Below are 26,143 nucleotides of genomic sequence, written 5' to 3'. Positions count from 1 at the left end.
ACCGAGTGACAGGCTGTGACACAACGTTTATCGTGTCAGCCCGACGGAGTTCTATCGATGATAGCTATTGGAATCGTCGGCCGTGGACTGATGGCCAGAACCCACGCGCTCAGGTACGCCCGTCTCCCGAACGCGGCGGTGGTCGGCGTAGCCGCCCGCGGGCGACCGACCGACTTCGCCACCGAGGTCACCGACGGCGCGACGGCCTACCCCGACGCCGAGACGATGTTCGCTGACGCGGACCTCGACGCGGTCGACATCTGTACGCCGACGGACACTCACCGCGAACTGGTCGAAGCCGCCGTGGACCACGGCCTCGCGATTCGCTGTGAGAAGCCACTCGCCCGAACCCTGACCGACAGTCGAGCAATCGTCGACGCCGTCACCGCGGCAGACGTGCCGTTCTGCCCCGGTCACGTCGTCCGCTTTTTCCCAGAGTACGAGACGGCGAAACGCCGCATCGAGGACGGCGTCATCGGCACCGTCGGAAACGTCCGCGCCTTCCGCGAATCACCCTTCGCCGCGCTGGGAAGCTGGTACCAGAATCGCGCTCGAAGCGGCGGGGCACTGTTCGACCTCGCGCTCCACGACTTCGACTTCCTGCGATGGGTCTGTGGCGACGTCGAGCGCGTGTTCGCCCGGCGTTCGGTGGTGGGCAACGAGGAGTACGCGCTCACGACGCTCCGATTCGCAGACGGCACCGTCGGCCACGTCGATTCCCGGTGGAGCGACCGGGAGGACGGTGAACTCCTCACCCGGTTCGAGTTCTCGGGAACCGACGGTCACATCGACTATGACAGCACGGAATCCAATCCAATCGAAGTGAAACGCGGCGAGGTTCCACCCTTGAGCGACCCGGTAGAGATGCCGCTTGCGACCGACCCCTACACGCGCCAACTCGAACACTTCCTCGCGTGCGTGGAGGGGGATGCGACACCCCGCGTGACCGCCGCGGACGCCCTCGAATCGGTCACGGTTGGGCTCGCCGCGCTCGACTCCGTGGAACGAGGGGAACCAGTTTACGTAGACGAGTTCGACGGTATAGCCGGAGGGACTTCGTGAGCGAACAGTCCACGCTCTCAGTATCTGACGCCACAGGAGACGAACCCACCTGGTCGCTGTTCGTCGCGGGGGATTGCTGTCTCGACGAGCAAGCAACGGACCGCCGATTGCTCACCCCGGCGCTCGAATCCCGGGTGAGGGCGGCAGACTGCGCCGTCGTCAATCTCGAAGCACCGATTCCTACGGACGGCGAACCGATACCGAAGAGTGGTCCGGCGCTCACGACGGCCTCGGAGACGCCCGCCCTGCTTGGAGAGAGTGGCTTCGACGTGGCGACGCTCGCCAACAACCATAGTTTCGATTACGGCCCCGAGGGAGTTTTCGAGACGATTGCCGCCTGTGAGGAGGCGGGCCTCGCGACGGTCGGGGCGGGAGAGGACGCGAGCGATGCACTCGCGCCGGTTCGAACGACCGTCGCAGGCAGTGTGGACCTCGCCGTGTTCAGCGTCTGTGAGCGCGAGTTCGGCGTCGCCGGAGCGGAGACGCCGGGAACCGCGTGGAGCGACCACCCGGCGATAGACGACGCGATTCGAGACGCAGCCGAGACGGCGGACGTCGTGGTGGTACTCGCCCACGGCGGCGTCGAGTACGTCCCCTTCTCGCCGCCCACCCGCCGCTCGCGGTTGCGCGACTTCGTGGACGCGGGGGCCGACCTCGTCGTCGGCCATCACCCCCACGTCGCCCAGGGGTGGGAGCGATACGAGGACGGCCTCGTCTTCCACAGCCTCGGGAATTTTCTGTTCGACCGGCAAGCAGCGGGTGAGACGACCGGTTGGGGACTCGCACTCGACGTGGAATTCGCCGGTGACGCCATCGCAACCGTCGAACTGGTTCCGACCGAAGTCGAGGATGGAATTGTCGCCGACCTGGGGGCGAACCGGTCGAGTGCGGCCCATCTCGACTACCTGCACCGTCTCGCGGCGTGTACGGCGGACGACGATCGGTTTTCGGCGTACTGGCAGTCGGTCGCCCACAGACTGTTCTACGAACGCTACTGGAACTGGTTGCGACCGGGGTTCGACGAGGACCGACTCCGCGAAATCGACGGGGGACGAGACGGTAGTCGAGACGACGGGGCAGCAACCAACGACCGCGAGGAGTTGCTCGCACTCCTCAACGTGGTCCGCAACGAATCCCACCGGGCGGTGGTGACCACCGCGCTCTCGCTGATGACTGACGAACGCCCGGACCACCGGACGAAGGAGACGACCACGACGGTCGAGGAACTGCTGACGTGGACGATGCAGGACGAGCCGTGACCGAGCGTTCCGTCCTCAAATTTTATATGTCGAGGCGACGCGGTAGTGGCATGGTACGCAGAGTGACACGAACGCCAGCGAATAGACCGGGACGGCCGCCGAGGTGGGAACGATGACCGTCTCAATCGGCCTGCTCTCGACTGCCCACGTCCACACCGGCGGGTTCGCGACCGTTCTCTCGGAACTCGACGACGTGTCGTTCGTCGGTGTCGCGGACGACGACCAGGACCGTGGGGCCGCGGTCGCAGACCGGTTCGACGTAGACCTGCTCTCGACCGACGCGCTCCTCGACAGAGCGGACGGCGTCGTGGTCTGTTCGACGAACGCGACCCACGGCAAGTGGGTTCGCGCCGCCGCTGAGGCCGGCGTGCACGTCCTCTGTGAGAAACCACTCGCGACGACGCTCGCTGAGGCCCGCGATCTCGTCGAAACCTGTGCGGAGGCGGGCGTGACCCTTGGAATGTGCATGCCACTTCCCTTCACCGAACCGGCCCGCCGCGCACGGGAGGCCTATCAGTCGGGCGCAATCGGGGAGTTGGTGCTCGCGACGGGGACGAATCGCGCGAAACTCCGCAATCGCCACAAAACCGGCTGGTCCGCGGACCCGGAGCACGCCGGCGGTGGCGCGGTGATGGACCACACCGTCCACATCGTGAATCTCGTGCGGTGGATTACCGGCGGTGAGGTCACGCGCGTTCACGCCGAACTCGCCACGATGGAGGCGGACCTCGACGTGGAAGACGTGAACGTACTTTCGATGGAGTTAGACGACGGCACGCCCTTCACGCTCGACGGGTCGTGGGACCGGCCCGAATCCTGGGACTACTGGGGAGATGCCACGCTGAACCTCGTCGGCACGGACGGCGAACTCGCCATCGATTGCTTCGACTACACCTTCACCGAAACCCGCGACGGCGGCGAGTCGCCGGGCATCAACTCGGTGTACTGGGGCGACGAACCGAACGCCGGCCTGTTCGCCGACTTCGTCGCGGCGATTCGTGATGGCCGCGAGACGGTCGTGACCGGCCGCGATGGCCTGCGCGAGGCGGCCGTTTGCCTCGCTGCCTACGAGTCAGCGGCGTGCGGGGAACCGGTGTCGGTCGCCGACTGGGAGGACGTCGATGCTTGAGACAGGGGAGACGTATTTAACGATTGCCGCGAGAGAGTACGTGTACGCAGATGACTGAGATTGGCATCGTCGGGTTAGACACGAGTCACGCGGAGGCGTTCGCCTCCGTGCTCGACGAGATGGCGGACGTGACCGTGAGCGGGGTGTGGGACGGCAATGCCGTCCGGAGCGACGAGTACGTGGAGGCGTTCTGTCGCGACAACCGCGCGACCCGGTACGACGACGTGGCCGCCCTCGCCGAGTCCGTGGACGCCGCGATGGTCCTCACCGTCGATTGGGAGTCCCACGTCCCGCTCGCGACGACGTTCCTCGATGCGGGCCTTCCGACGATGGTGGACAAGCCCATCGCCGGAACGGTGGACGACCTCTCACGACTGACGGCTGCGACACAGAACGCGCCCCTGTTCGGCGGTTCTGCCGTTCCGTTTCACCGCTCATTCGCGGATTTCCCCCGCGGCGGACGCGGCCGCACACTGTACGCCGCCGGGTTCAACGATTACTTCTACTATCGCGTCCATCTCACCGACACGATTCGCTTCCTCGCGGGGCAAAACTGGACGCGGGTGAAACGCGCCGCGGAACCGGGGACGACGGTCGATGTCGAATTCGAAAATCACACCCACGCGACGCTCCGCTTCGACGGCAGTCCCGACGATGGGATGTTCAGCGTCCTCGATGTGGGTGAAACGACCAACGCTGTAGCCATCGAAAGCAATCGCGATTCGCTCGCGGCGATGTATCACCCGTTCATTGAGTCGTTCCTCGACGTGGTGGCCGGCGAACGCGACGACACCGACCGACTGCTCGACGCGGCGACGCTGCAACTCGCCGTCGAAGCGACCATCGACACCGGCGACGCGATTACGCCTGAAAGCGAGGCGCTGGCCGCGATATCGGTGGACAGCGCGCCGTTCCTCGCAGACTACAATCCGTACTACTGAGCGCAGTCACACACGCCGTTTTCGCCCCCTCGTTTTATGCTACCGGCACACACACTCGGACTGTGACCCGTGTCGGAATCGCGGGGACGGGTTTCATGGCCCGAACCCACCTACAGCAGTACCGTGAACTGGGCGCGAACGTCGTCGCCGTCGCCGCGACGAGCGACCCGACCCCGTTCGTCGAACGCCACGACCTCGAAGCAACCGCCCACACGAGCGTCGCTGACCTCTGTGAATCGAGCGAGGTGGACTGTCTCTCCATCTGCACCCCAACCGACACCCACCGCGAACTCGTCGAATGCGCCGCAGACCACGGCATCGACGTGCTCCTCGAAAAACCGATTGCGGGAACCCTCGCGGACGCCGCCGCAATCGAACGCGCCGTGAGCGAGAGCGAGATTTCGCTGCTCGTCGGCCACGTCCTCCGGTTCGACCCCGGCTACGAGCGGGCCAAAGACGTGGTCGAAACCGACGGAATCGGTGCGCCCGGCGTCGCTCGCGCTCGACGACTGTCGCCGTTTCCCGACTGGGGATCAGGCGACTGGTACGCAGACCGCGAACGAAGCGGCGGGCTGTTCCTCGACCTCTCGATTCACGACCTCGACTATCTGCGGTCGTTGTGGGGGCCGGTCGAGCGCGTGTTCGCCCGGCGAACCGCCGGCGAGAAATTCGAGCATGGATTCGCGACGCTCCGCTTCGAGAACGGCGCGGTTGGCTACGTCGAGGCGTCGTGGGCACAACCAGAAGCTCGGAAACTCACGAGCGAACTCGAACTCGCCGGAGATGGTGGCGTCGTCGAACTTTCGAGCGACGACCACCGGCCTGTTCGAGAGTTCACCGACGACGAAGTCCGGGTCGAACGGCCGGTTTCGGCTGACGGCTACCGCCGGGAGGTCGAACACTTCCTCGCGTGCGTCGAATCGGGTGAACGACCGGCTGTGACAGTGGACGAGGCGACGACCGCGCTCAGACTGGCACTCGCGGCGAGGGAATCCGCAGCTAGCGGGCGACCAGTCGCGCCCGAGGAGGTGGACAAATGACGACGCCGCTCGGCATCCTCTCTGCGGCTCACGTCCACACCGACAGTTACGCACGCCTGCTCTCTAAGATGGACACAGTCGAACTCGTCGGCGTGGCCGACACCGACGACGAACGCGGACGGGAGTTCGCGACCCACCACGGCATCGAATCCCTGCCAACTGACACGCTACTGGACCGCGTGGACGGCGTCGTCGTCTGCTCGCCGAACGCCATGCACGACCGGTGGATTCGCGCCGCTGCCGAGGCCGGCGTGCACGTCCTCTGTGAAAAACCGCTCGCGACGAACGTCGAGACGGCCACCGACGTCGTGAGAATCTGCGAGGAGGCGGGGGTCCACCTTGGGCTCGCCATGCCGCTTCGATTTTGCGACGCGGCGCAGGCGGCGAAGGCCAGACTCGACACCGGCGACCTCGGCGCGGTGCGGGCGGTGTCGGGGACGAATCGCGGGCAGATGCCCGGTGGCTGGTTCGCCGACCCCGACCTCGCCGGCGGCGGGGCGGTGATGGACCACACCGTCCACATCGTGGACCTCGTCTACCACCTGACCGGCCAGCGCGTGACCGAGGTGTACGCCGAGGTGGACACGCGATTCCACGAGATTCCGGTCGACGACGTGAACGTGCTCTCGATGGAACTCGAAGACGGCACGCAGTTCCTGCTCGACGGATCGTGGAGCAGACCCGAACACTGGCACACCTGGGGAGACGCGACGGTCGAACTACTCTGTGCCGACGGCGTGCTGTCGGTGGACTGCTTCGACCAGTCGCTCGCCCACACCGCAGACGACGGCGACGAGCCGGGCCGGCGCACCCAGTTCGTCGGCACCGACCCGAACCGTGGCCTGCTCGAAGACTTCGCCACAGCGGTCGCCGAGAACCGTCCGCCTGCCATCCCAGGAGCAGACGGCGCAATGGCCACGGCGGTCGTCGCGGCCGCCTACCGCTCAGCGGAACGCGGCGAGCCGGTCGCCGTGGAGTACTGACGTCGCGGCGACGACTCGTTTTTGCGGGCACCAAGAACTATACACTGCGTGGTCGTCGTCTGCCCATGGAGTCAGTTAGACTCGGTTCGACCGGTATCAAGACCGCACCGCTCTGTCTCGGGACGTGGCGCTTCGGCCTCGAACGCGACGGCGTCCTCGAAACCTCCCGGGAGGAGGCCCACGAACTCCTGGACGCCGCCTACGACCGTGGCATCGATTTCATTGACACGGCGAACTCCTACGGCGGCGGCCGCAGCGAGCAGTGGATTGGCGAGTGGCTCGACGACGTGGACCGCGAAGACGTGGTCCTCGCTTCGAAGGTGTACTGGGCGATGCAAGGCGGTGAGAGTCGGAACCTCTCGCGGAAGAACATTCGCGCGGAAATCGAGGGCAGTCTCGACCGCCTCGGCACCGACTACCTCGACATCTACTACATCCACGCGTGGGACCCAGAAACCCCGATAGCAGAGACGCTGTCGGTCCTCTCTGACCTCGTTCACGAGGGGCGCGTCCACTACCTCGCGGCGAGCAACACCGCTGCCTGGCAGTTGACGAAGGCGCTCTGGCAGAGCGACGTGCACGGCTGGGACCGCTTCGATATCGTCCAGCCGAAGTTCAACGTCGCGTATCAAGAATCACCCGACGAGGTGCTCTCTGTGTGCGCAGACCAGGACCTCGCGGTCTGTCCGTACTCGCCGCTCGAAGGCGGCTTCCTCACCGGAAAGTACGAACGCGACGGCGACGCTCCGTCCGACTCACGCGGGGCGCGAGAATCCTGGGAGGGGCGCTTCGAGGACCGCCAGTGGCGGGTGCTCGACGAGGTTCGCGACATCGCGGACGCGAAAGAAGTGACGCCCGCACAGGTGGCGCTGCGCTGGCTCATCGACCAGGAGGCGTACACCTGCATTCCCATCGTCGGGGCGCGAAGCGTGTCGCAACTCGACGAGAACGTCGGAGCCACGGCGTTCGAACTCTCGGGAGAGGAACGCACTCGCCTCACGGACGCCTACGAGGGGGAGTCGGCGTAGCAAAAAAGCGGGAAACAGAGATTCAGAGCGAGGTCGCGTTGATTTCGATGACGTTGACGGTGTGGTAGATTAGCTCCGAGATTTCCTCGAGTCGGTCGTCCGACATTCGACTCGTCGGGCCGATGACGCTGATGGCCCCGTAGACGCCACCGTCCTGATTGCGGATGGGCGCGCCGACGCCGACGAGACCCGGAATCGTCTCCTCGCGGTTGTAGGCGAACCCGGTCTCTCGGACCTGTTCGAGTTCGTCGCGCAGTGCCTGTTCGTCGGTTATCGTCTCGTTGGTGAGCGACTCGAAGTCGGTCGCTTCGAGGATGGCGTTCAGTTCGGACTGGGGTTTGTACGCGAGAATTGCCTTGCCCACGGCGGTGTGATAGAGATTGTTGCGATAACCGACGTAGAGTTGCGTGCGCACGGCCTGCTCGCCGCTCGCCTTGTAGAGACAGATACCCTTGTGCTGTTCTTCGACGGTGAACAGCGCCAGTTCGCCGCTTTTTTTGGCCAGTTCGTCCACCTCGTCGGTGACGAGGTCGTAGAGGGCGTGGCGGTCTCTCACGCGGTGGGCGACGTCGATAAAACGCAGGCCGAGGCGGTACTTGCCTGCGTCTTTCACGACGTAGCCGTTTTGTCTGAGCGTCGCCAGGTGACAGTGAACCGTCCCCTTCGAGATGCCAAGTTCGTTCGCCAACGCCGTCACACCCACCCGGTCGTGTTCCTGGAGCGCGTCGATGATATCGAGGGACGTCTGGACCCCCTTCACCGGATTGCGCGCTTCGTTCGTCATCATTGTTTGCTAGCATCTCACGATTCGAGCATAAATGTTTGGGATTAACAAACACCTTGATTCGAACGACCACCCTCGTGGAGTTGAGAAATGCTGGCAGAGCGCGAACCGCGCGGCGTCGCCGGCCGTTTTGGACGGAGAAACGAGGCCGGTGCGTGGTGGTTTCGATGGCCGGAGGCACAAACTATAATTAACCAGTTATCCAACGATTCCCATGGCTCATCTCACGAGACAGTGTCTAGCACGAACCGGCCGACGCGCCACGGGAGACCGGTGGACCACGGTGGTCGCCCGATGAAGTTCGGCGTCTTCCTCAATCAGTACTACACGGAAGCCGGTGAGTTCACCGAAGCGGACCTGTTCGAGCAGGCCGACCTGATGGAAGCGGTCGGCTTCGACTCTGCCACCGTCGGCGAACGCCACGTTCACGAGGAGGGGTTCGTCGAACCGATTACGGCCCTCGCCGCCCTCGCCGCCCGAACCGAGTCGCTCGAACTCGGAACCGCGGCGATGCTGCCCGCCCTCTACAACCCGCTTCACCTCGCAGAGCAGGTGGCGATGATAGACGAGTTCTCCGGCGGCCGGATGAACTTCGGAGCGGCGCTTGGCTACCGCGAGCGCGAACTCGCCCCCTTCGACGTGGAGATGGACGAGCGCGTGGGGATGTTCCTCGAATCGCTGTCCGTGCTGCGACGGCTCTGGACCGAGGATTCGATCACCCACGACGGCGACTACTGGTCGTTCGACGACGTGTTCATCAACCCGCGACCCGACGACCTGCCAATCTGGATTGGTGGCCACGCCGACATCGCCATCAAGCGAGCGGCCTACCGGGGCGACGCCTGGATTGCAAGCGCCTCCTCGACTACCGAGGACCTGCGACACCAGATTGGCGTCTACGAGGACTCGCTGGAAGAATTCGGCATGTCCCGCGAGGACAACGACGTCATCCTGATGCGCGATTGTTTCGTCGCCGATTCGGTCGAAGACGCTCGCGAGACCATCGAACCGTACCTGCTCAATCTCTACGAACTGTACGCCCGCTGGGGGCAGACGTACATGGACGAACACGAGGTGTCGGTCGATTACGACGAACTGAACGAGAAGTTCGTCATCGGGTCGCCGGAAGCGTGTATCGAGCAACTGCGCGAATACGAGGACCTCGGGGTGGACCACGTCCTCATCCGGTGTCAGTTCCCCGGCCAGCCACAGGATACGACTCTCGCCTGCCTCGAACGGTTCGGCGACGAAGTCATCCCGGCGTTCAGGTGACCACATGACCAAACGCATCGGTTACGTCGGCCTCGACCACCACCACCGCGCGCCCTACATCGAGAGCATCCAACACTTGGACGCCGAGGTGACTGCCGTGGCAGACCCGGACACCCACCCCGAGGACGTGGAGGCAGATTCACTCACGGAGGTTCCCTACTACCGCGATGTCCCGTCACTGCTCGACGGGGCGGACGTGGACCTGCTCTGGGTGACCCTCTCGAATCGCGAGACCCCCGCCGCCATCGAAGCGGCGGTCGAACGCGGCGTGGACGTGTTCACCGAAAAACCAGCGGCCCGCTCTGCGAGCGAGTTCGAACCGGTTGCCGAGGCTGTCGCCGCGAGCGACGCGACGGTCGGTTTCTCCTACGCCTGGCGAGGCCACCCCTTCTCGAAACGGCTGGCCGACCTCGTGGCGCGAGGGCACTTCGGAGACGTGAAGTCGTTCGACGTTCGGTTCGTCGCCTCGCAGTTAGCCACCCGAAACACGGACCACTACCTCTTCGACCGGGCGGCGAGCAGGGGCGGCATCGTCCAGTGGCTCGGCGTCCACTGGATTGACCTCGTGCCCTGGATTCTCGACGACCCCATCGTCCGCGTCAACGCCCGAATGCGGGCCGACACGCCCGCCGTGGACGTCGAAGACGGAGCCGTTCTCCAGTTCGAAACCGCCTCGGGCATCCTCGGTTCGCACACCTGTGGCTACTACCTCGGCGAGGGACGCTACGACACGGAAGTGAAACTCTACGGAGAACAAGGAAGCGCCTCGTGGGACCCAATGGGTCCGACCTTTGGTTTCGATGGAGAAACCGAACTCCACCTGTCGAAGACCGACGAAACGGGCCGCCACCATGAGGAACAACTCGTCCACGACTACCGACCCGTCTCCGGCTACGGCGGCGAGTGGGGCCTCGCGTTCATGGACCAGTTCCTCGCCGCCTGCGACGGCCGCGCGTCCAACCCGGCTGACGTGACCGACGCGATGCGCGTCCTGCGCGTCCTCGACGCCGCCTACGAATCAGACCGGACCGGCGAGTGGGTAGCCGTCGAGAGGGAGTAGGCGGAGTTACGACGGTTCAGGACTGGACGACTGTTTTTCGTTCGCCGGTTCGGTACAACGCTTCGACCACTCGCTGGACCGAGAGGGCTTCTTCGAGCGTGCCGTGGGCAGGCGGGACATTTCGTTCGACGGCAGCGAGAAATGCCTCGTCCTCGGGAGCCAGCCAGTCTGAGGTCTCAGTTGAAACTGTCTCCGCCGCAGCCCCGTCGCCGGGGAAGACGCGAAGCGTCTGAGTGGCGATATCGAGGTGTGCGCCGCCCTCGTCGCCGCGGACGACGAGCGACTGGGCAGATTCGCAGTGGGCCGCCCAGGAGACTTCGAGCGCGAGGCTCTGTCCGCTTTCGAACCGGACGAGGCCGCTCGCGCTATCCTCTACGGGCAGTGGGTCGCGCTCGGTGCGGACACAGCCGAACGTCTCGGTGACCGCCGGAAAGTCGAGGACGGCCATCGCGAGGTCGAGGACGTGAATGCCCACGTCGAGCAGCGCACCGCCGCCGGCAAGGTCGGGGTCGGTGAACCAGCCGCGTTTTGGCGCACCCTGGCGCCGAAGGTAGTTCGCTTCGACGTGGTGTACCGTCCCGAACTCGCCGCGTGCTGCTCGGTCGAGCAACTCGGTGACGGCGTCGTAGTAGCGCATGACCAGCCCCACCGTGCAAAAGGCGTCGCTGTCTCGGGCAGCGTCGGCAATTCGCTCTGCGCTTTCGAGCGTGTGCGCGAGCGGTTTTTCGACGAGCACGGGGATGTCACGGGTGAGGGCTGAAACGGTAAACTCCTCGTGGAAGGCGTTCGGGACGGTGACGACGACGCCGTCGAGGCCGTCTTCGTACATTGCTTCGTGGTCGGCGTACACTTGCGTCTCGAACCGGTCTGCGAAGGCGGCGCGAGCGTCGGCGTTGATGTCCGTGCCCACGACCATCGCTCCGGCGTTAGTGAGGCGGCTAGCGTGATTCGACCCCATCGTTCCGAGTCCAACGACTCCGATGCGTGGCGGCATACACGACAAAACAGGAGCGGAGGGTATAACGATTATGTGCCGGCAGCTTCGATGAGCGCGGTGAGGCGTTCGTACTCTTCGCGCGCGATTTCCTCGTCCGTGAGCGACGCGGAGGGCGGGATGTGGCACTCGTTGGTGAGGTAGCCGTCGTAACCCATCTCGGCGAGCGTTTCGACGACCGCGTCGTGGTCTGTGTCACCCTCGCCGAGCAGGGTCGGTTCGTACCAACCCATCCCCTTTCGCGTGTCGATTTCGAATCTGCCCTTCCCGTCGCCGTCCGGGACGGCGCGTTCGTCTTTGACGTGGACGTGACAGAGACGGTCGCCGAGTTTCTGGACGGATTCTGCCCCGCTCGGGACGTGTGAGATGTACATGTTCCCGGCGTCGTGGATGGCACCCACATTGTCGCAGTCGACCATGTCGAGGAAGCGAAGCGCGTCCTCGCTCGATTCGACCAGCGTATTGCTGTGAATCTCGATACCGAGTGCTTTGCCGTGGTCGGCAGCCACGTCCGCAGCCTTCTGATACCACTCGGCGGCCGTCTCGTAGTCGGCGTCAGTGGCCTTGTACGACCCCGGCCCGCCAGGCCCGTGGCGGATGAGACTCACGTCGAGCACGTCGGCCAGTTCGCAATAATGTTCGAGTTCGTCGAGTTCTGCCTGCCGTTCCGCGTCCGACTTCCCGACGTAGCCGCCCGTGTAGGTGGCGATACACGGGACGGTGAGGCCGAGGTCGTCCAGGTGTTCGCGCAGGTCGCGAGCCTCGTCGAGCGTGGTTTCCGGGCCGAGGTGGTTCGCAGACCCCGTCAGTTCGACGCCGTCGTAGCCGATGTCCGCGGCGAGTCGGCAGGCGTCCTGCAGGGACTGGTCGCTAAACACCTTCGTGAGGATGGCTGTCTGCATCCCGTGTACGTCTCGTGGCAATCGTCTTGTATCTTCGGGAGGCGTCGAGAACCCTCTCGACGGCCGCGCTACTCCCCGAAATCGAGCGTGGTCGTCGTCTCGCCCCGTAATTCGTCGCGGGTCTCGCCGAACTCCGTGGTGCAAAATCGATTGTCGATGCGTGGGTAGTCCGCCAGTTCGATTTCCCTGCCGTCGACCGTGAGCGGGCCGTCCCACGAGAATTCGACCGTTCCGACGGTCGGGGACTCGTAGGTTACGTTCGTGCCCGACCCCGCCACCGAACTCCCAGTGATTGCTTCGACGAATTCGTCGAACGAACCGTGTTCGGTGGCCGACCCGAGTTCGCACAGCCACGCCGTTTCGGTCCCGTCGGCGACGAGTTCGTAGGGCTCGTTGGTCGCCCCGGCATCGATGGGAAGCAGGTCGGTGACCGCCGGGTCCGGGTCGCGCCAGCGAGTCGGCGTGGTCGCGGCGATGGCGACGTATCCGTCGTCAGCGCGGCCGAACTGCCAGTCGTCGCCCGACACGAACTCGTCGAAGGCGTATCGCGGGACGAACGCGTGGGTGTACGACGTCTCCGCGAAGGATGCGTCGAAGCCCGGAATGTCGGGCACCGGGTGGGGAGGCGTGCCGACGCGAAATAGGCAGCAGAGGACGTTTTCGTATGCTGCTGCACGCGGGTGCAGGCCGTTTCCGCACCAGTAGCCGTCGGGGCCGACCGATTCGAGCGGCCCTTTCGGGTGGTTCGCGAACACAGGTGCCCGACCCGCGAGCGTCGCCTGCCAGACGTGCTGCTGGAAGCCGAACTTCCCCTTGCGGAAGTCCTGGGCGCAACTCAGCATGTACTCGGGGCGACGAGAGGTGTACACGTCGGCTTGCGTCATGGCCGTGTTGTTCGGGTCGGGGTCGTAGTCTGGATGATTCGCGAAGGTCTCGTGGTACGCCGCAGCCCCGGAAATTTCCGGCAGGCGCTTCTCGTATGTGGGTGAGACGCGGGCGAGCGCCGCGTCCACGACGTCCCGGTGGCCCATCGCGAGTGCGCCCCAGAAGAATAGTTGGTCCTCGCGCGAATCCGGGTCGAGGCCGTAGGCTGTGGCGTCCTCTACGTCGAGGCTGTGGCGTTCGCGCGTTTCGACCCTCGGTGTGAGTGCCGCTTCCTGGACGACCGGCGGGACGCGATAGTCGTCAGAAGCGAGGGCAACCGCTGCGAGGCTCAGCGATTGCTCGACCGTGCCCGCACCCCAACAGAGGTACTGAAGCGCACTCGTCGGTTCGCGCAGGGGGTCGAGGACGTACCGGGCGTAGGTTCGCCCATGCGTGCTCCCGAAAACGCCGCGATGGGAATTGCACGCCACGTCGAACAGGGTGAGGTCGATGAGCGTTCGACTCCGTTCGCGGAGGGCGGAGTCGGCCGCGAAGACAGCGAGGTTCGCGAGCGCGACGAGGTCCTCGTCGTAGTAGGCGTTCGAGAGCCACTCGCTGAACCCGAATCGGGCCCGCCATTCCAGCCAGCGGTCGATGGCGGTTCGTGCCCGTTCACGATGCCACGACCCCGGCTTTCCCGTCACCGCGAAGGTCGTGTCTGGAAACAACTGGCCAGCGAGCAGTTCCGCCGTGTGAAACAGAATCTGGTGGTTCTCCGTGCTGAACCACATCTCCGTCGCCGCGTCGTCGAACCAGTAGACGAACCCGCAAACCGCCTCCTGAATGGCGGTGCGAAGTGCGGGCGAGAGACGCGGTGAGTCGGCGTACCGGTAAAGGAATCTGAGAAGCGCGTTCAGGCCGAAATCGGCGCAGTCGGCGCGTCGCTCCACCACCGAGAGAGTCGCCTTGATGTTCGACTCGTCGACTGGCGGCGGGTCGTGACCCCGGCGGGCCAGTTCGAACTTCGGCAGTTCGAGATACGCCGCCGAGTGGTCGGGCACGTCAGAAATCGTGTGGTCTCCGGATTCGTGGGCGTAGAAGCGGAGCAGTCGCTTGCGGAGTGGCTCGGGGTCGACCGAATGTGGCGAAGGGGCCATCGGACACGAGAGACAACCGATTCGGAGGGACATAGTTCTGCCCCCGACAGGCGAGAGGTGTTACCACCGGACAAACGCTTAATACTTGGAGAAGAAACAGGTGAGGCGATGAGCGAGTTAGCATTGCACGGTGGACCGAAGGCAGCCGACGCCCTCGAAATTCCGACGTGGCCCCAGACCCGTGAACAGGACAGAGAGAACGTACTCGACGCGCTCGAATCGGGCGAGTGGTGTCGCAACAACGGCAACGCCCAGTGGGTCGAACGATTCGAAGACGAGTGGGCCGAGTACCACGAGGCAGAACACGCCATCGCGGTGGCGAACGGGACTGTCGCGATTCAGGTCGCCCTCCGGATGTGCGACGTCCGGCCCGGCGACGAGGTGCTGTTGCCTCCGTACACCTTCATCGCGACGGGGAGCGCAATCACCGCCCTCGGCGCGGTGCCGAAGTTCGTGGACGTGGACCCGGAGACGTACAACGTGGACCCGGCGTCGGTCGAAGAGCAAATCACGGACAAGACCGTCGGCATGGTCGGCGTCCACATCGCTGGCTACCCGATGAATTTCGACGAACTACTTCCCGTCCTCGACGAACACGACCTGTTTCTCGTCGAGGACGCGGCCCACGCCCAGGGCACCGAGTGGCGCGGCAAGAAAATCGGAACCTTCGGCGACGTCGGGACGTTTTCGTTCCAGGAGACGAAATCCCTCTCCGCCGGCGAGGGCGGCGTCGTCATCACCGACGACGAACTGCTCGCAGAGCGCGGCCACCTGATTCACAACATCGGCCGCGTGAGCGGGAAGGCGTACCGCCACTACGAACTTGCGGGCAACTGTCGCATGACCGAATTCCAGGGGGCGTTGCTCTGCTCGCAACTCGAACAGCTCGAAGCGCAGAACGAAACGCGCAGGGAGAACGAGCGCATCCTCCGCGAGGAACTCGAGACCATAGACGGCGTCTCGGCGAAACCCGACGACGACCGCATCACCGCACGGGGCTACTGTCTGTTCGACCTCAAGTACGACCCGGCTGCCTTCGGCGGCCTCTCGCGCGACGATTTCCTCGAAGCACTCAACGCCGAGGGCGTTCCGGGGGGCACTGGCTACACCTACCCGATGTACAAGCAGCCGACGTTCTCGCGGGAGAAGGTGAATGCGCTCGTGCCGGACGACGCCGACGTGCCCGCGTATCGCAGTCTCCATCTGCCGGGCGTCGAGGAAGTCGTCGCCACGAACATCACCTTCTCGCACGTGATATTGCTGGCGGAACCGGAGGGGATTCGGGCCATCGGCGACGCCATCCGAAAGATTCAGCGCAACGTCGACGAGCTGCTGTAAGTCCCGAGTCGAACCGACTCAAAGCGTCGCTCGATAGGAGACGAACTCGATGGCCGGTTCGAAGCCGAGTTGGGCGTAGTATCCCCGCAATCCGTCGGCCACCCCGTCGATGACCATGTGCTGGTAGCCCCGCTCGCGGAAGGCCGCCATCACGTTCGCGATGAGGAGGAGTCCGTGGCCCTCGCGCCGACGCGATTCAGCGACACCGATTGGCCCCAGCCCGCAGGTCCGTGGGCCCCACTTTTCGACCCAGTTGAGGCACGCAGAGAGGACCGGCGAGTCTGCCGTGCCGGTGCGTGCGAACGCCACGACTTCGCCCTCGTCTCTCACGACCCAGTAGTCGTCCACGCCTCCGGGGTGAGTGCAGTTTGCCTCGACCTGAAACTGCCAGCGACCGGGGAACTCGCGTGCCATAAAGTCGTGGAGGGCCGGCTCCGTCGCCGGCTCGACAGGTCCGACGTCGACGCTCGCGGACAGCGAGCGGTGCTCGCTGAGTCGCTCGTCTGTCCCTGGTGCGCGCAGGTCGCAGTAGAGGTCGGCGACTGTCCCGCCGGCCTCGAAGTCGACGGCTTCGAGCAGGTCCGTGTAGTGGTCGTGGACAGGTCGCGGCAACGCAGGCATGAACTTGCGGATGTCGCTCCCGAGGATGACGGTGGTGACGCCCCGGTCACGCAGGTGGGAGAGCGCGGTTTCGAGCAGGTCAGCGCCGTCGTCAGCCACGTCGCAGGCGACGGGGTCGAGCGTGAACAGACTGAGCCACCCCGTCGTCGCGTCTTCGTACCCGGGGACGGGCCGTGAGAGATGTTTCGTGATGGCAAAACCAACCGGGGCGTCGCCGGATTCGGGAACAACGCCCCAGACGGTCGCGGAGACGCCGGGCGCGGGCATGAAAATTCGCTGTGCGGCGAGTCTGCGGGCGAACGGGACGGATGGGTGAATCGCGTTCCAGCGGTCGATACAGTCGAGAATCGTCCGTCTGGTGGTGAGTCGCGTAATCTCCATTCGAAAAGCCACAGCGCGCGGTGTAAAGAGCGTTACCCCGGTGGAGGGCGAAGGGGTGTTGAGTGAGGGCCGAAGCGGGTTTTCAGTGGAGGACCGAAGCGAATTTTCGCGAAGTCGGTGCGAGGCTACTGGTAGATTGACTCGACGCGCCAGTTTTCGATCGGCGTGAAGCGAGTCGCGGAGAGGTCAACGTCGTGGCCGAAGGGTGCGGCGAGTACCGAGTCGATGCGGATGCGACCATCGCGGATGTCGAGGGTCGGGAAGCCGTCTTCGTGGCGGCGATAGAGGTCGTCGTGTGCATCGAGGACGTTGTCCTGAACCTCCGTTGGAAGCATGCTCAACCCTCGGTAATAATGGTGTCCATTGCGCTCTACGTGGTCCATCCCGAGCGTCGCCATCACGGCGAGGTCCTCCTGTAGTTCGACGGGACCGAGCGTCGTGAGGTCCTCGCCGCTCATCAGATACTCGCGGTTGCCGTCGGTGCGTCGCCGGTGTTCGATGAGACAGCGATTCGCGATGCCCTTGAACACGCCCTTGCAGTTTTTGTGACTCGTGCCCGCGTAGCCACAGTCGAGCGCCGTCGCGAGACTGGTGACGTGGTCGTCGGATTCGTCGATGATGACCGGCGGGTGGTCTGCCCACTCGGCGAACACCCGTCGCGTCTCGTCGCTAAAGGCCTCGTCGCGCGAGAGTGGTTGTTCGACGTAGAGCAAGTTGTCGAGGAACGAATCGAGGTCTGCATCTGCTTGCATCGTCTCCCACTGCTCGCGAAATTCACCCACACTTCCGTACTGTTCGTTCGCGTCGAGCGTGAAGGCGTAGTGTGAGAGCGAGCTGTCGGAGAGAAGCGTGTGAATCCGTCGAAGGCGGTCTGCATCGCCCTCGTCCGCGGCGAGTTTAATCTTGAAGTGGGCGACGCCCTGTTGTTCGACGTACTCGGAGAGGGTCTGTGGAAGGCCATCGTCGAGGCGGTCGGCTGGTTCGACGTCGGCGGGGACAAGCGGGTCGCTCAAACCGACGGTGTGGCGGACGGCAATCGACCGGGTGGGTGAGTCGGGCAAGAGGTCGGTTGGTTCCACCCCGTCGAGGTCGTCGTAGATTCGCCCGAGGTCGATGCCGAGTGTGTTCTCGTGAACGGCATCGGGAAAGGCGGTGTCGGTGGCTTGACAGAACGCGTCGATGAGTGCCTGTTCGACCAGGCTCACTCCGTAACTCCAGAGCAATGGCGGGTGAGGGGTGTCCGCCGCCCAGTCACCGACGGCGTCGTAGAGCGACCACCACGCGTCGAAGACTGTCGGTTCTGCGTCCGCAGATTCCGCACGGTCACAGGCGGCCTCGAAGACGGTTACCATGTCAGCGACGCCTTCTTCCATACCCATGTCGGGATTCTTGTGGAACCACATCGGCGCGAGGGCACCCATGCTCAGGCCGGTTTCGCGCACACCGTCTACGTCGGCGGTGAGTTCGAGCAGTATCTGTGGCCCCTCCGCGACGTGGACGTTCCCAAAGTGAAACGTCATCCGTCGCGTCATGTTCAGGACATACAGGTTCGTATCCGTGATGGAGACTCCCATACATGCACCTCACCTCGCGCCGGTATAAATGTCCCTCATCCTGGAGGTTCTGGAGGCACTCGCGTCCACAGCACGTCGCAGCGACCACCCGACCACGCCCCCGTGTGTGACCGGGCGACACACTTAGTTAGGTACAGCCGTTTGGTAAGGTGTGATAGATATCGCCCCGCTCTCTCCGAGTGACGTAGACCAGGCCCTCCGCCTCTCGACGCAGGCGGGGTGGAATCAAACCGCGGCCGACTGGAACCGCGTTCTCTCGTTCGACCCAGACGGCTGTTTCGGCGGGTGGGTGGACGACGAACTCGTGGCGACGACGTGCGTGGCCACGTACGACGACGCGGTGCGCTGGGTCGGCATGGTGCTCGTGGACGAAGCTCACCGCCGGCAGGGCTACGGGACGGCCCTGTTCGAACGGGGATTAACCTACGCCACCGACCGGGAAGACGTGGCTATCGGCCTCGACGCCACCGAGTACGGAGCGCCACTTTATCGCGAGTTCGGATTTCGCGGCGAGACCCCAATCGAACGCTGGACGGGGCTGCTCGCTCCGGTTTCGACGTCGCTCGACGCCGCAGTCGTCCAACCACAGTACGTCGAAGCGCTCTGCAAACTCGACCGCGAAACCCTCGGCGTGGACCGCTCTGCGCTGTTGACCCGCCTGCTCTCCGAGGTGGGAACTACGGCCATCGGCGTCCGCGATGGTGAGGACCTCCGTGCGTACGCGGTGGTTCGGCCGGGACTCGAACGCCCACAGGTCGGCCCCATCGTCGCCCACAGCGGCCCCGAACTGTCGGCGCTCCTTAACCGAATCGAAGACATGCTCACAGACCCCCGCGTCATCGTAGACGCGCTGCCGACCGACGATACTGTGGACCGATTTCGTGAACACGGCCTTCGCCGGAAACGGAGTCTCGTCCGGATGACACACGAGTCGGCCGACCCGCTGTTGGCCGCGCCGTCGGTTCGCGCAGCCGTCGGCTTCGCCTGGGGCTAGCGGTCACACAAAGGTTTACTGCCCCGCTCCCCGTCGGTGCACGCAGATGAACCGAACCTTTCTGCAGAACGTCGATGGGTTCTACGACGTCGAAGACCAGCTTCCGCGATACCTGCGGCGACTGGCCGCGACGCACTTCGAGCGAGCGAACCGCGAACGAGACGCGGTCGATTCGCGACGGGCAGCGCGGCGGCACGGGGAGACGGCACGTGCCAACTTCTTCGACGCACTCGGCGGCCTGCCGACCGAACGCACGCCACTAAATCCGACGATAACCGACACGCTGGACCGTGACGGTTATCGCGTCGAACTGGTCGTGTTCGAGAGTCTCCCGGACGTCCACGTCACGGCGAACCTGTACCTCCCGGACGACGCCGACGAACCGGTCCCCGGTGTCCTGTTTTTCTGTGGTCACTCGGACGCCGGCAAGGCGGCCGCAGTCTACCAGAAGGCGTGTATCGAACTCGTTCAAAATGGGTTCGCGGTACTCGCCGTGGACCCAATCGGGCAGGGCGAACGCCACCAGTTTTTCGACCCGGAGACCGGCGAGATTCCGCGCCGGAACGTCATCGAACACTCCTACCTCGGCCACCAGTGTATGCTCGCGGGGACGAACCTCGCGCGCTACTTCGTCTGGGACGCGATGCGAGCGATGGACTACTTGCGCGAGCGGCCCGAAGTCGACCCGGACCGCATCGGCGCGACGGGCAACTCGGGCGGCGGGATGCAGACGGGTTACCTCATGCTCGCAGACGACCGCCTCGCTGCGGCCGCTCCCTGCTGTTTCGTCACCTCGAAAGAAGCCTACATGAAGACTGGTCAGGCCCAGGATGGCGAGCAAATCATCTGGCGAGCAATCGAACGCGGGCCGCGCTACGACGACTTCCTCACCGGATTCGCGCCGAAACCAGTGTGCATCGGTGCGTCGCAATCAGACTTCCTCTGTATCGAGGGTGCCCACCAGACCTACGAACGGGCGAAACGCGCCTACGAACTGTACGCTGCGCCCGCCGCTATCGATCTCGTCGTCTCGCCGACGACTCACGGCCTCGACCCAGTGCTCCGGGAGGCGGTCATCAACTGGTTCCAGTCGCACCTGCAGGGGATTGCGCCGGATTTCGAGGCTGGCGACCCGGAAACCGAAACTGAATCCGCGCTCACCTGCCTCGAATCGGGCGAGGTGAACGCCGCGTTTCCAGCGGAGCGACACGTCGTGGACCTCACGCGAGAATACCTCGACGGGAGTAATCCAACTGAACCGCGAGCGGTGGCCGACGCAGACGGAACGCCGATGCGCAAACTCGTGAGAGAGCGATTCGACTTAGACCGGATCGCACCACCGCGCTTCCCCCGAGTCATCGAGATGGAAGACGACGGCGACCTCGTCTGGGAGAAAGTGTTCTTCAGGAGCGAATCCGACATCGTGACGACCGGCGTGCTGGTTCGCGACGAGCGGGTTTCCTCCGCAGAGAGCGTGCCAACCGTCGTCCTGTTGAATCGCGGAACCGACGACCTCCCCGAGTACGAGCAGGCGGTCCGCACGCTCGCCACAGAGCGCGGGGCGGTGTTCGTCTTCGACGTCAGAGGGGAGGGCGGCGTCCGCGCTCGTGACGTAAACACACCGCTCGCAAACGGTGGAGAGTACTACGACACCCACGGAACGGCGTACAAACTCACGTCCGACGCGCTCATGTGTGGCACGTCGCTCGTGGCGCTCCGCGTCTTCGACGTGCTGCAAGCGGGCGATTACCTCGCAAACCGGTTCGGAACCGACGACCTCGGTGTCGTCGGGGTCGGAACTGGCACCTTCCACGCGCTGTACGCCGCCGTCGCAGACCAGCGATTCGGCACTGTCCTCGTCGAGGACGTCCCCACCTACTACGAACGGGCCACGAACCGAGAGGTTCCAATCGACCACGACCTGCTCCAGTTCGGCGTTGTGGGAGAACTGGACATTCCGCAGTTGCTCCCGGCACTCTCCGAGCGCGAGGTGACGGTTACGAACATTTCGACAGACCACTTCGGCTAACTAGGCAACTGTTTTACCCCATGCGCGGGAGGTACACCCATGCGATTCGGACTGTGTACCATCTCGAATCAGGAACGGTCGGTTTTCGACGTGCTCGCGAGCGCGGCCGATGCGGGCTACGACGGCGTCGAAATCTGGGGCCGTGACCACGTCGGCGACGGAACCGCCGCCACCTGCCGCGAAATCGCCGAAGCGGCCGAAAAACGAGGGCTCGAAATCCCAGTGTACGGGTCGTATCTTCGGCCCGGAACCGTCTCGTTCGCGGAAAAATTGTCCCACGAACTGGCAGTGGCCGAGCGACTCGGCGCGTCGCTCATCCGCGTCTGGCCGGGCGAACAGGAGTACGGCGACCACAGCGAAGCCCACTTCGAGCAGGCGGTAGCCGACCTCGAAACGCTGACCCGACGAGCGACGAAACGCGGCTTCGGCGTCACCGTCGAGAAGCACGAGGGAACGCTCTCGAACACCCGTGAAGGCGCAGAACGACTCATTACGGCTGTGGACGACCCGAACTGCGGATTGAACTGGCAGCCGCTGTTCTCGATGCACCCAGACGATTTGCGCGCCGAGGCCGAGGCTCTGGCACCGCTCTCGAACAACGTCCACATGCAGGCCGTTGGCGAGCGCGGGACCCGCGACCGCTGTGCGCTCTCCGAGTCATTTTTCGACGTCGAGGCGGTTCTCGAACCGTTCGAACGGGCGGGATTCGAGGGCTACGTCAACGTGGAGTTCGTGCGCGGGGATTGTGAATACGACGCGGCTATCGAAGCCGATCTCGACTTTCTCGAAACTGCCACCTGCTGACGATTTTCGTACAACGAAGAAACGACTAAATATCAGACAGTGCATGTGTTTGTTAATGTCTGACTCAGAAGATTCCCAAAAGCGGTCAGTGACAGATTCGACTCGCGGGAGATCACGACGGCGACCGATGCAGAATCGCCGAGATTTTCTCAAAACAGCCAATTTTCTCGGCCTCCTATCATTAGTCTCGTTTGGCGGAGAGGTGACAGGAACCAGTCGGGCCGCACTCAGTCAGCGAGAAGGCAAAGCCCAGAGCACCCTGTATTCAGATGACCGTGTAAAAGCGGCTCGGAACAACGTCGCGCAGTTTTCGTGGGCCCGTTCGAGACGCGACAGCGCCGTCGAAGATGCCGAGGATTATTTGGCCGTGTTCAACACTGACGAAGCTCTCTGGTCACTCGTGACGACACAGGATGTTCCACGGAGCACCCACGTGACGCCGCCACCGCCGGACACCCCGCTAAACGATGCCCACATTTCTGAACGAGTAACCGACGCGCTCTGGGGAACGTCGACGATTCGGTCGCCGTGGGAACTCGTCGATTCGACGAGCGAGGTCCAACGAGAAGACCTCTTTTTTCCGGGGAAATCGGCCTGGGAACTCATCGAACCCGCGACGGGACGGACCTTTCCGACGAACGATTTTCAAACATACTACGACAGTGGCGTAGACGAGTTCGGTAATTTCGACGCTACTCTCGCGGACGAGTCACTGCTCAAAAACAAACGATATCCAGAGAAAGGCGAAGACTGGGGTGTCGACGACGGCACGGGCTGGGTTGACGAGGCGGGTGAGCTGGGGAAAGCAGGAACGCGCTATCATTTCGTGGCGTTCTACAACCGCGTGTATCGCTGGCAGACGATTTTTGACATGCTCGTCGCATTCCGCGATGCGTACGTCTTTACCGGCGAACAAAAGTATGCCCACGCAGGGGCGATTCTCTTAGACCGTATTGCGGACGTATACCCGGACATGGACGTTTCCGTGTACGGGTACGACGACGGTTTCGTGGCGAATCACGGCTGGACAGGGCAAGGAAAGATATTCGGCTGTCGCTCGGAAGCAGTCGCTGTCAAGACGCTACTCACCGCGTACGACGCGTTCTATCCGTCACAACCAGCAGATGACAGACTCGTCGAGTTCCTCGCGCGCAAAGCGAGTGAGTACCAACTGGGGGAGAAAGATTCGCTGGAGAAGGTTCGAGCCAATATTGAGACGAACATCGTAGAAGAGGTATTGCCCGCTGTCGAACGACACCAGATATACGGCAGGCCGGCCAGCCACCTTACAGCCCTCGCGCTGTCTGCTGTCGTCGCTGACAGCCCGGGAGGGTACACGACAACAGCACTCAACTTCCTGTTTTCTACCGGTGAAATATCACACGAACCGGACGGGTCCTACTGGGGCCAGTGGCGTATTTCCGGGGGCAATCTCATGGAGTTGCTTTTGGAAACAATCGACAGAGATGGGCACGCCGACGGAACCCCCCAGTACAATCAAGCGTTAGCACACGCACTTCAGCAACTGACCCGCATCCTCGAAGACTATCCTGGCTACGACGGCCCAAAACTTACAGAGAACGTGAAGATGAAACGGCTCCTCGAAAATCAGATTCCGCTGGTATTGCGAGAACAGTACATCCCAAACAGCGGTAATGACGGGCGACCCGGAAAGCCGAAACTTGGGTTGCGAACCGATTCGTCTGTCGCTGCGTTCGAAGCGTACGAGGACCCGGTGTTCGCCAAGGCTGCGTTCCTCGCGAACGGGTACGCCTTCGACGGGATGCATGGCGACATTTTCAGTGTGGACCCAGCTCGCGTCGGCGAATCAATTCAGGCTCACATCGCGGCCAGCGGCCCGCTCGAATTGTCGAGTACGAATGTCCCGTCATTCGGGTTCGCCGCCCTCCGTGATGGGGAACACTACATTCAAGGTGGCCTCCGCGTCGTCGACCAGTTCCCCGAGATGCCGGTCGTCGAGAAAACGGTTGGATACAAAATATACAGCGGGAGTGGGACACTCCAACTGGAAGCTAACGAAGCAGGTCACCGAATTACGTTCGAATTCTCTGTCCCCGCAACCGACACTTACGAGGTCAGCTTGAAGCCGTTCGAAGCGACGAGTTACGGACGGTACGAGGTCAGCATCGATAGGGAGGTACTCACCGAGTACGATTTCTACACTCCCGAGACGGGCGTGAAACCGTTTCGAGTTCTCGAAAGTGGCGTCGAACTTTCCGAGGGAACACACGAACTCACCTTCCAGAACATGGGAAAGAACGACGCCTCGTCAAATTACAAAATGGGGGTAATCACGTGTCGATTCCTGAACGAAGCAGCGGTGCGGGAGCGTGAACTCAAAGAAGAGCGAGGGAACACACAACGGTCGTTCTCGCTCACGTACGGACGGACCACCGATGGGGGGAGCGGAATCCATCGAACGCACCGAGACATGCTGTCGGTGGGTGTGCACGCGTACGGACTGGACCTGGCTCCCGACCTGGGTTATCCCGAGCGGACAGAACGGTGGCCCGAGCCCTCGTCGCCCGACGAGCGACCGCAGTGGCCACAGCGTATCCACTGGACCGAAAACACGGCGAGTAATAATACCGTCGTCGTCGACGGAGAACCACAGGAAGACGGCGCGACCGGCTTTCCACGGCACTTCGTCGAGACTAAGAGAGTGAGTCTGATCGATGTCTCGGCACCAACTGTCTATCCAGGTGTAAATTCCTACAGACGGGTGACGGCGATGGTAAACGTTGACGAGTCGAACTCGTACGCGGTCGATTTCTTCCACGTGAGTGGTGGCGACGAACACGTCTGGAGCTTCCATGGCCCAGCAGGTGAGGTCGAAGCGAACGGCGTGACGCTGTCTGCACAGCAGAGTGGGACGTACGCCGGACCTGCAATCGACGCACCTGGCCGGGGAGAAACGACTGCCTACGACGAACAGGCAGGTGACGGTTTCAACTATCTCTCGAACGTCGAGCGAACCGCGAACCCACCCGAACAGCTGAGCTTCGATTGGCACGCGAGGGACACCTGGGGAGTGACCGCAGAGACGGAGGAGACCGACATTCACCTGCGGACAACGTTGCTCGGGAAGGTTGCTGAAGTTGCACTCGCGGACGGGCCGACACCGCTGCTCCCTGGGAATCCACCGACGCTGCGCTACGGCCTCGCAAAACGCACAGGAACAGACCTCGAAAGTGTGTTCACGTCGATCGTAGAGCCGTACCGGGAGTCACGATATATTACAGATATCTCCGCGGTTCCAGTCGAGTTGGCCGAGGACGGAGCGACAGAAGAGAAAACGCAATCACACGCCAGGGCAATGAAGGTGGTATTGAAAAGCGGTCGGGCCGACTACGTCGTGTTTACTGGTGACCCGGATTCGATGTACGTCGTCGATGGCCGAATCCGCGTGAAAGCGTTTTTCGCACACCTCTCGGTGAAAGACGGCGAGGCCCAGGGCGCTACCGTCGTGGACGGGACTCATCTCGCGATGCAATCATCTGAAACGGATGGCCCGCTCGTTCAGCGACCATACGGACAGCGTCGGGGGCGAGTCGAAGGATTCACCACCGATCTTGCCTTTCAGAATAAGCTGGTAGTGAAGCTAGATGGAGATATATCCGCGAGTGAGCTTACAGGAAACTGGGTGTACGTCACCCAATCCGACGGAAGCGAAGAGGCGTACGAAATCCGCGATGCGACTGAGTTAGGTGGCAGTCGCGTCGCGCTCGATGTCGGAGAGCAAACGTTCGTGGATGGGACGACGGAAAGCGCTGAAGCTACGGACTACCAGTACGCCGTCGAAGAAGGGGCGGAGGTGACAATACCACTTTCGTGGCAGTGGAAACGCAAATCATGAGTGTCAACTGGAGTTCGAATTTACCAGTTTGCGTGCTGAAATTTAAGTAG

At 63.3% G+C, this 26,143-nt stretch carries 20 protein-coding genes; 14 read left to right on the top strand and 6 right to left on the bottom strand.

What is annotated here, in order from left to right:
- Positions 1–57 precede the first annotated feature (57 nt).
- From P0648_RS19270 to P0648_RS19240, 7 genes are all read left to right on the top strand, one after another.
- Positions 58–1,062 (top strand): Gfo/Idh/MocA family protein, encoded by a 1,005-nt coding sequence (locus P0648_RS19270; protein WP_277506092.1) that lies wholly within the window; start codon positions 58–60, stop codon positions 1,060–1,062.
- A complete protein-coding gene (locus P0648_RS19265) occupies positions 1,059–2,321 on the top strand; it encodes a CapA family protein (protein ID WP_277506091.1) in 1,263 nt (420 codons plus the stop codon). The genes P0648_RS19270 and P0648_RS19265 overlap by 4 nt, the downstream gene beginning before the upstream one ends.
- Positions 2,322–2,433: 112 nt before the next feature.
- A complete protein-coding gene (locus tag P0648_RS19260; RefSeq protein WP_277506090.1) occupies positions 2,434–3,450 on the top strand; it encodes a Gfo/Idh/MocA family protein in 1,017 nt (338 codons plus the stop codon).
- Positions 3,451–3,500: 50 nt separating this feature from the next.
- Positions 3,501–4,391 (top strand): Gfo/Idh/MocA family oxidoreductase, encoded by an 891-nt coding sequence (locus P0648_RS19255; RefSeq protein ID WP_276248807.1) that lies wholly within the window; start codon positions 3,501–3,503, stop codon positions 4,389–4,391.
- Positions 4,392–4,453: 62 nt separating this feature from the next.
- On the top strand, positions 4,454–5,431 hold the full coding sequence (locus P0648_RS19250) for a Gfo/Idh/MocA family protein (RefSeq protein ID WP_277506089.1): 978 nt from the start codon (positions 4,454–4,456) through the stop codon (positions 5,429–5,431).
- Complete coding sequence (locus P0648_RS19245; protein ID WP_276248805.1) at positions 5,428–6,414, top strand: Gfo/Idh/MocA family protein; 987 nt, start codon at positions 5,428–5,430, stop codon at positions 6,412–6,414. Before P0648_RS19250 ends, P0648_RS19245 begins: the two co-directional genes overlap by 4 nt.
- A 65-nt stretch (positions 6,415–6,479) precedes the next feature.
- The gene (locus P0648_RS19240; protein WP_277506088.1) at positions 6,480–7,442 is read left to right on the top strand and encodes an aldo/keto reductase; all 963 of its coding nucleotides are present in this window, start codon (positions 6,480–6,482) and stop codon (positions 7,440–7,442) included.
- Between the two features lie 22 nt (positions 7,443–7,464).
- Here P0648_RS19240 and P0648_RS19235 read toward each other — a convergent pair whose 3' ends face one another.
- Positions 7,465–8,229: an IclR family transcriptional regulator gene (locus P0648_RS19235; protein WP_276248803.1), complete on the bottom strand. Its 765-nt coding sequence runs from the start codon at positions 8,227–8,229 to the stop codon at positions 7,465–7,467.
- A 291-nt stretch (positions 8,230–8,520) separates the two neighbouring features.
- Between P0648_RS19235 and P0648_RS19230 the strand changes: the two genes are divergently transcribed.
- Together P0648_RS19230 and P0648_RS19225 are read left to right on the top strand one after the other, a co-directional pair.
- A complete protein-coding gene (locus P0648_RS19230) occupies positions 8,521–9,498 on the top strand; it encodes an LLM class flavin-dependent oxidoreductase (protein ID WP_276248802.1) in 978 nt (325 codons plus the stop codon).
- A 4-nt stretch (positions 9,499–9,502) separates the two neighbouring features.
- Entirely contained in the window at positions 9,503–10,558 is a 1,056-nt protein-coding gene (locus tag P0648_RS19225) for a Gfo/Idh/MocA family protein (RefSeq protein ID WP_277506086.1), read from the top strand.
- 16 nt (positions 10,559–10,574) lie between these two features.
- Here P0648_RS19225 and P0648_RS19220 read toward each other — a convergent pair whose 3' ends face one another.
- The 3 genes from P0648_RS19220 to P0648_RS19210 are packed head-to-tail and all read right to left on the bottom strand — an operon-like array spanning position 10,575 to position 14,508.
- Positions 10,575–11,552, bottom strand: coding sequence for a Gfo/Idh/MocA family protein (locus tag P0648_RS19220; RefSeq protein WP_277506085.1), 978 nt, complete (start codon positions 11,550–11,552; stop codon positions 10,575–10,577).
- A gap of 32 nt (positions 11,553–11,584) precedes the next feature.
- On the bottom strand, positions 11,585–12,475 hold the full coding sequence (locus P0648_RS19215; RefSeq protein ID WP_277506083.1) for a sugar phosphate isomerase/epimerase: 891 nt from the start codon (positions 12,473–12,475) through the stop codon (positions 11,585–11,587).
- 47 nt (positions 12,476–12,522) lie between these two features.
- Complete coding sequence (locus P0648_RS19210; RefSeq protein WP_277506082.1) at positions 12,523–14,508, bottom strand: hypothetical protein; 1,986 nt, start codon at positions 14,506–14,508, stop codon at positions 12,523–12,525.
- A 75-nt stretch (positions 14,509–14,583) separates the two neighbouring features.
- Between P0648_RS19210 and P0648_RS19205 the strand changes: the two genes are divergently transcribed.
- A complete protein-coding gene (locus P0648_RS19205; RefSeq protein ID WP_277506081.1) occupies positions 14,584–15,813 on the top strand; it encodes a DegT/DnrJ/EryC1/StrS aminotransferase family protein in 1,230 nt (409 codons plus the stop codon).
- An 18-nt stretch (positions 15,814–15,831) separates the two neighbouring features.
- Here the strand turns inward: P0648_RS19205 and P0648_RS19200 are convergent, their stop codons facing one another.
- Together P0648_RS19200 and P0648_RS19195 are read right to left on the bottom strand one after the other, a co-directional pair.
- Complete coding sequence (locus tag P0648_RS19200; RefSeq protein ID WP_277506080.1) at positions 15,832–16,815, bottom strand: GNAT family N-acetyltransferase; 984 nt, start codon at positions 16,813–16,815, stop codon at positions 15,832–15,834.
- Positions 16,816–16,940: 125 nt separating this feature from the next.
- Positions 16,941–18,389, bottom strand: a complete 1,449-nt coding sequence (locus tag P0648_RS19195; protein ID WP_277506079.1) for a hypothetical protein — start codon at positions 18,387–18,389, stop codon at positions 16,941–16,943.
- 151 nt (positions 18,390–18,540) lie between these two features.
- On the opposite strand from P0648_RS19195, the gene P0648_RS19190 reads away from it, so the two are divergent.
- From P0648_RS19190 to P0648_RS19175, 4 genes are all read left to right on the top strand, one after another.
- Positions 18,541–19,383, top strand: a complete 843-nt coding sequence (locus P0648_RS19190) for a GNAT family N-acetyltransferase (protein WP_277506078.1) — start codon at positions 18,541–18,543, stop codon at positions 19,381–19,383.
- Positions 19,384–19,429: 46 nt separating this feature from the next.
- A complete protein-coding gene (locus P0648_RS19185) occupies positions 19,430–21,412 on the top strand; it encodes a S9 family peptidase (protein ID WP_277506077.1) in 1,983 nt (660 codons plus the stop codon).
- A gap of 39 nt (positions 21,413–21,451) precedes the next feature.
- A complete protein-coding gene (locus tag P0648_RS19180) occupies positions 21,452–22,216 on the top strand; it encodes a sugar phosphate isomerase/epimerase (RefSeq protein ID WP_277506076.1) in 765 nt (254 codons plus the stop codon).
- 202 nt (positions 22,217–22,418) lie between these two features.
- Complete coding sequence (locus tag P0648_RS19175) at positions 22,419–26,093, top strand: hypothetical protein (RefSeq protein ID WP_277506074.1); 3,675 nt, start codon at positions 22,419–22,421, stop codon at positions 26,091–26,093.
- Positions 26,094–26,143 lie beyond the last annotated feature (50 nt).

Source organism: Haladaptatus sp. DYSN1 (assembly GCF_029489995.1).
Lineage (GTDB): Archaea > Halobacteriota > Halobacteria > Halobacteriales > Halococcaceae > QDMS2.
This window is presented reverse-complemented; position numbering and strand designations above follow the sequence as displayed.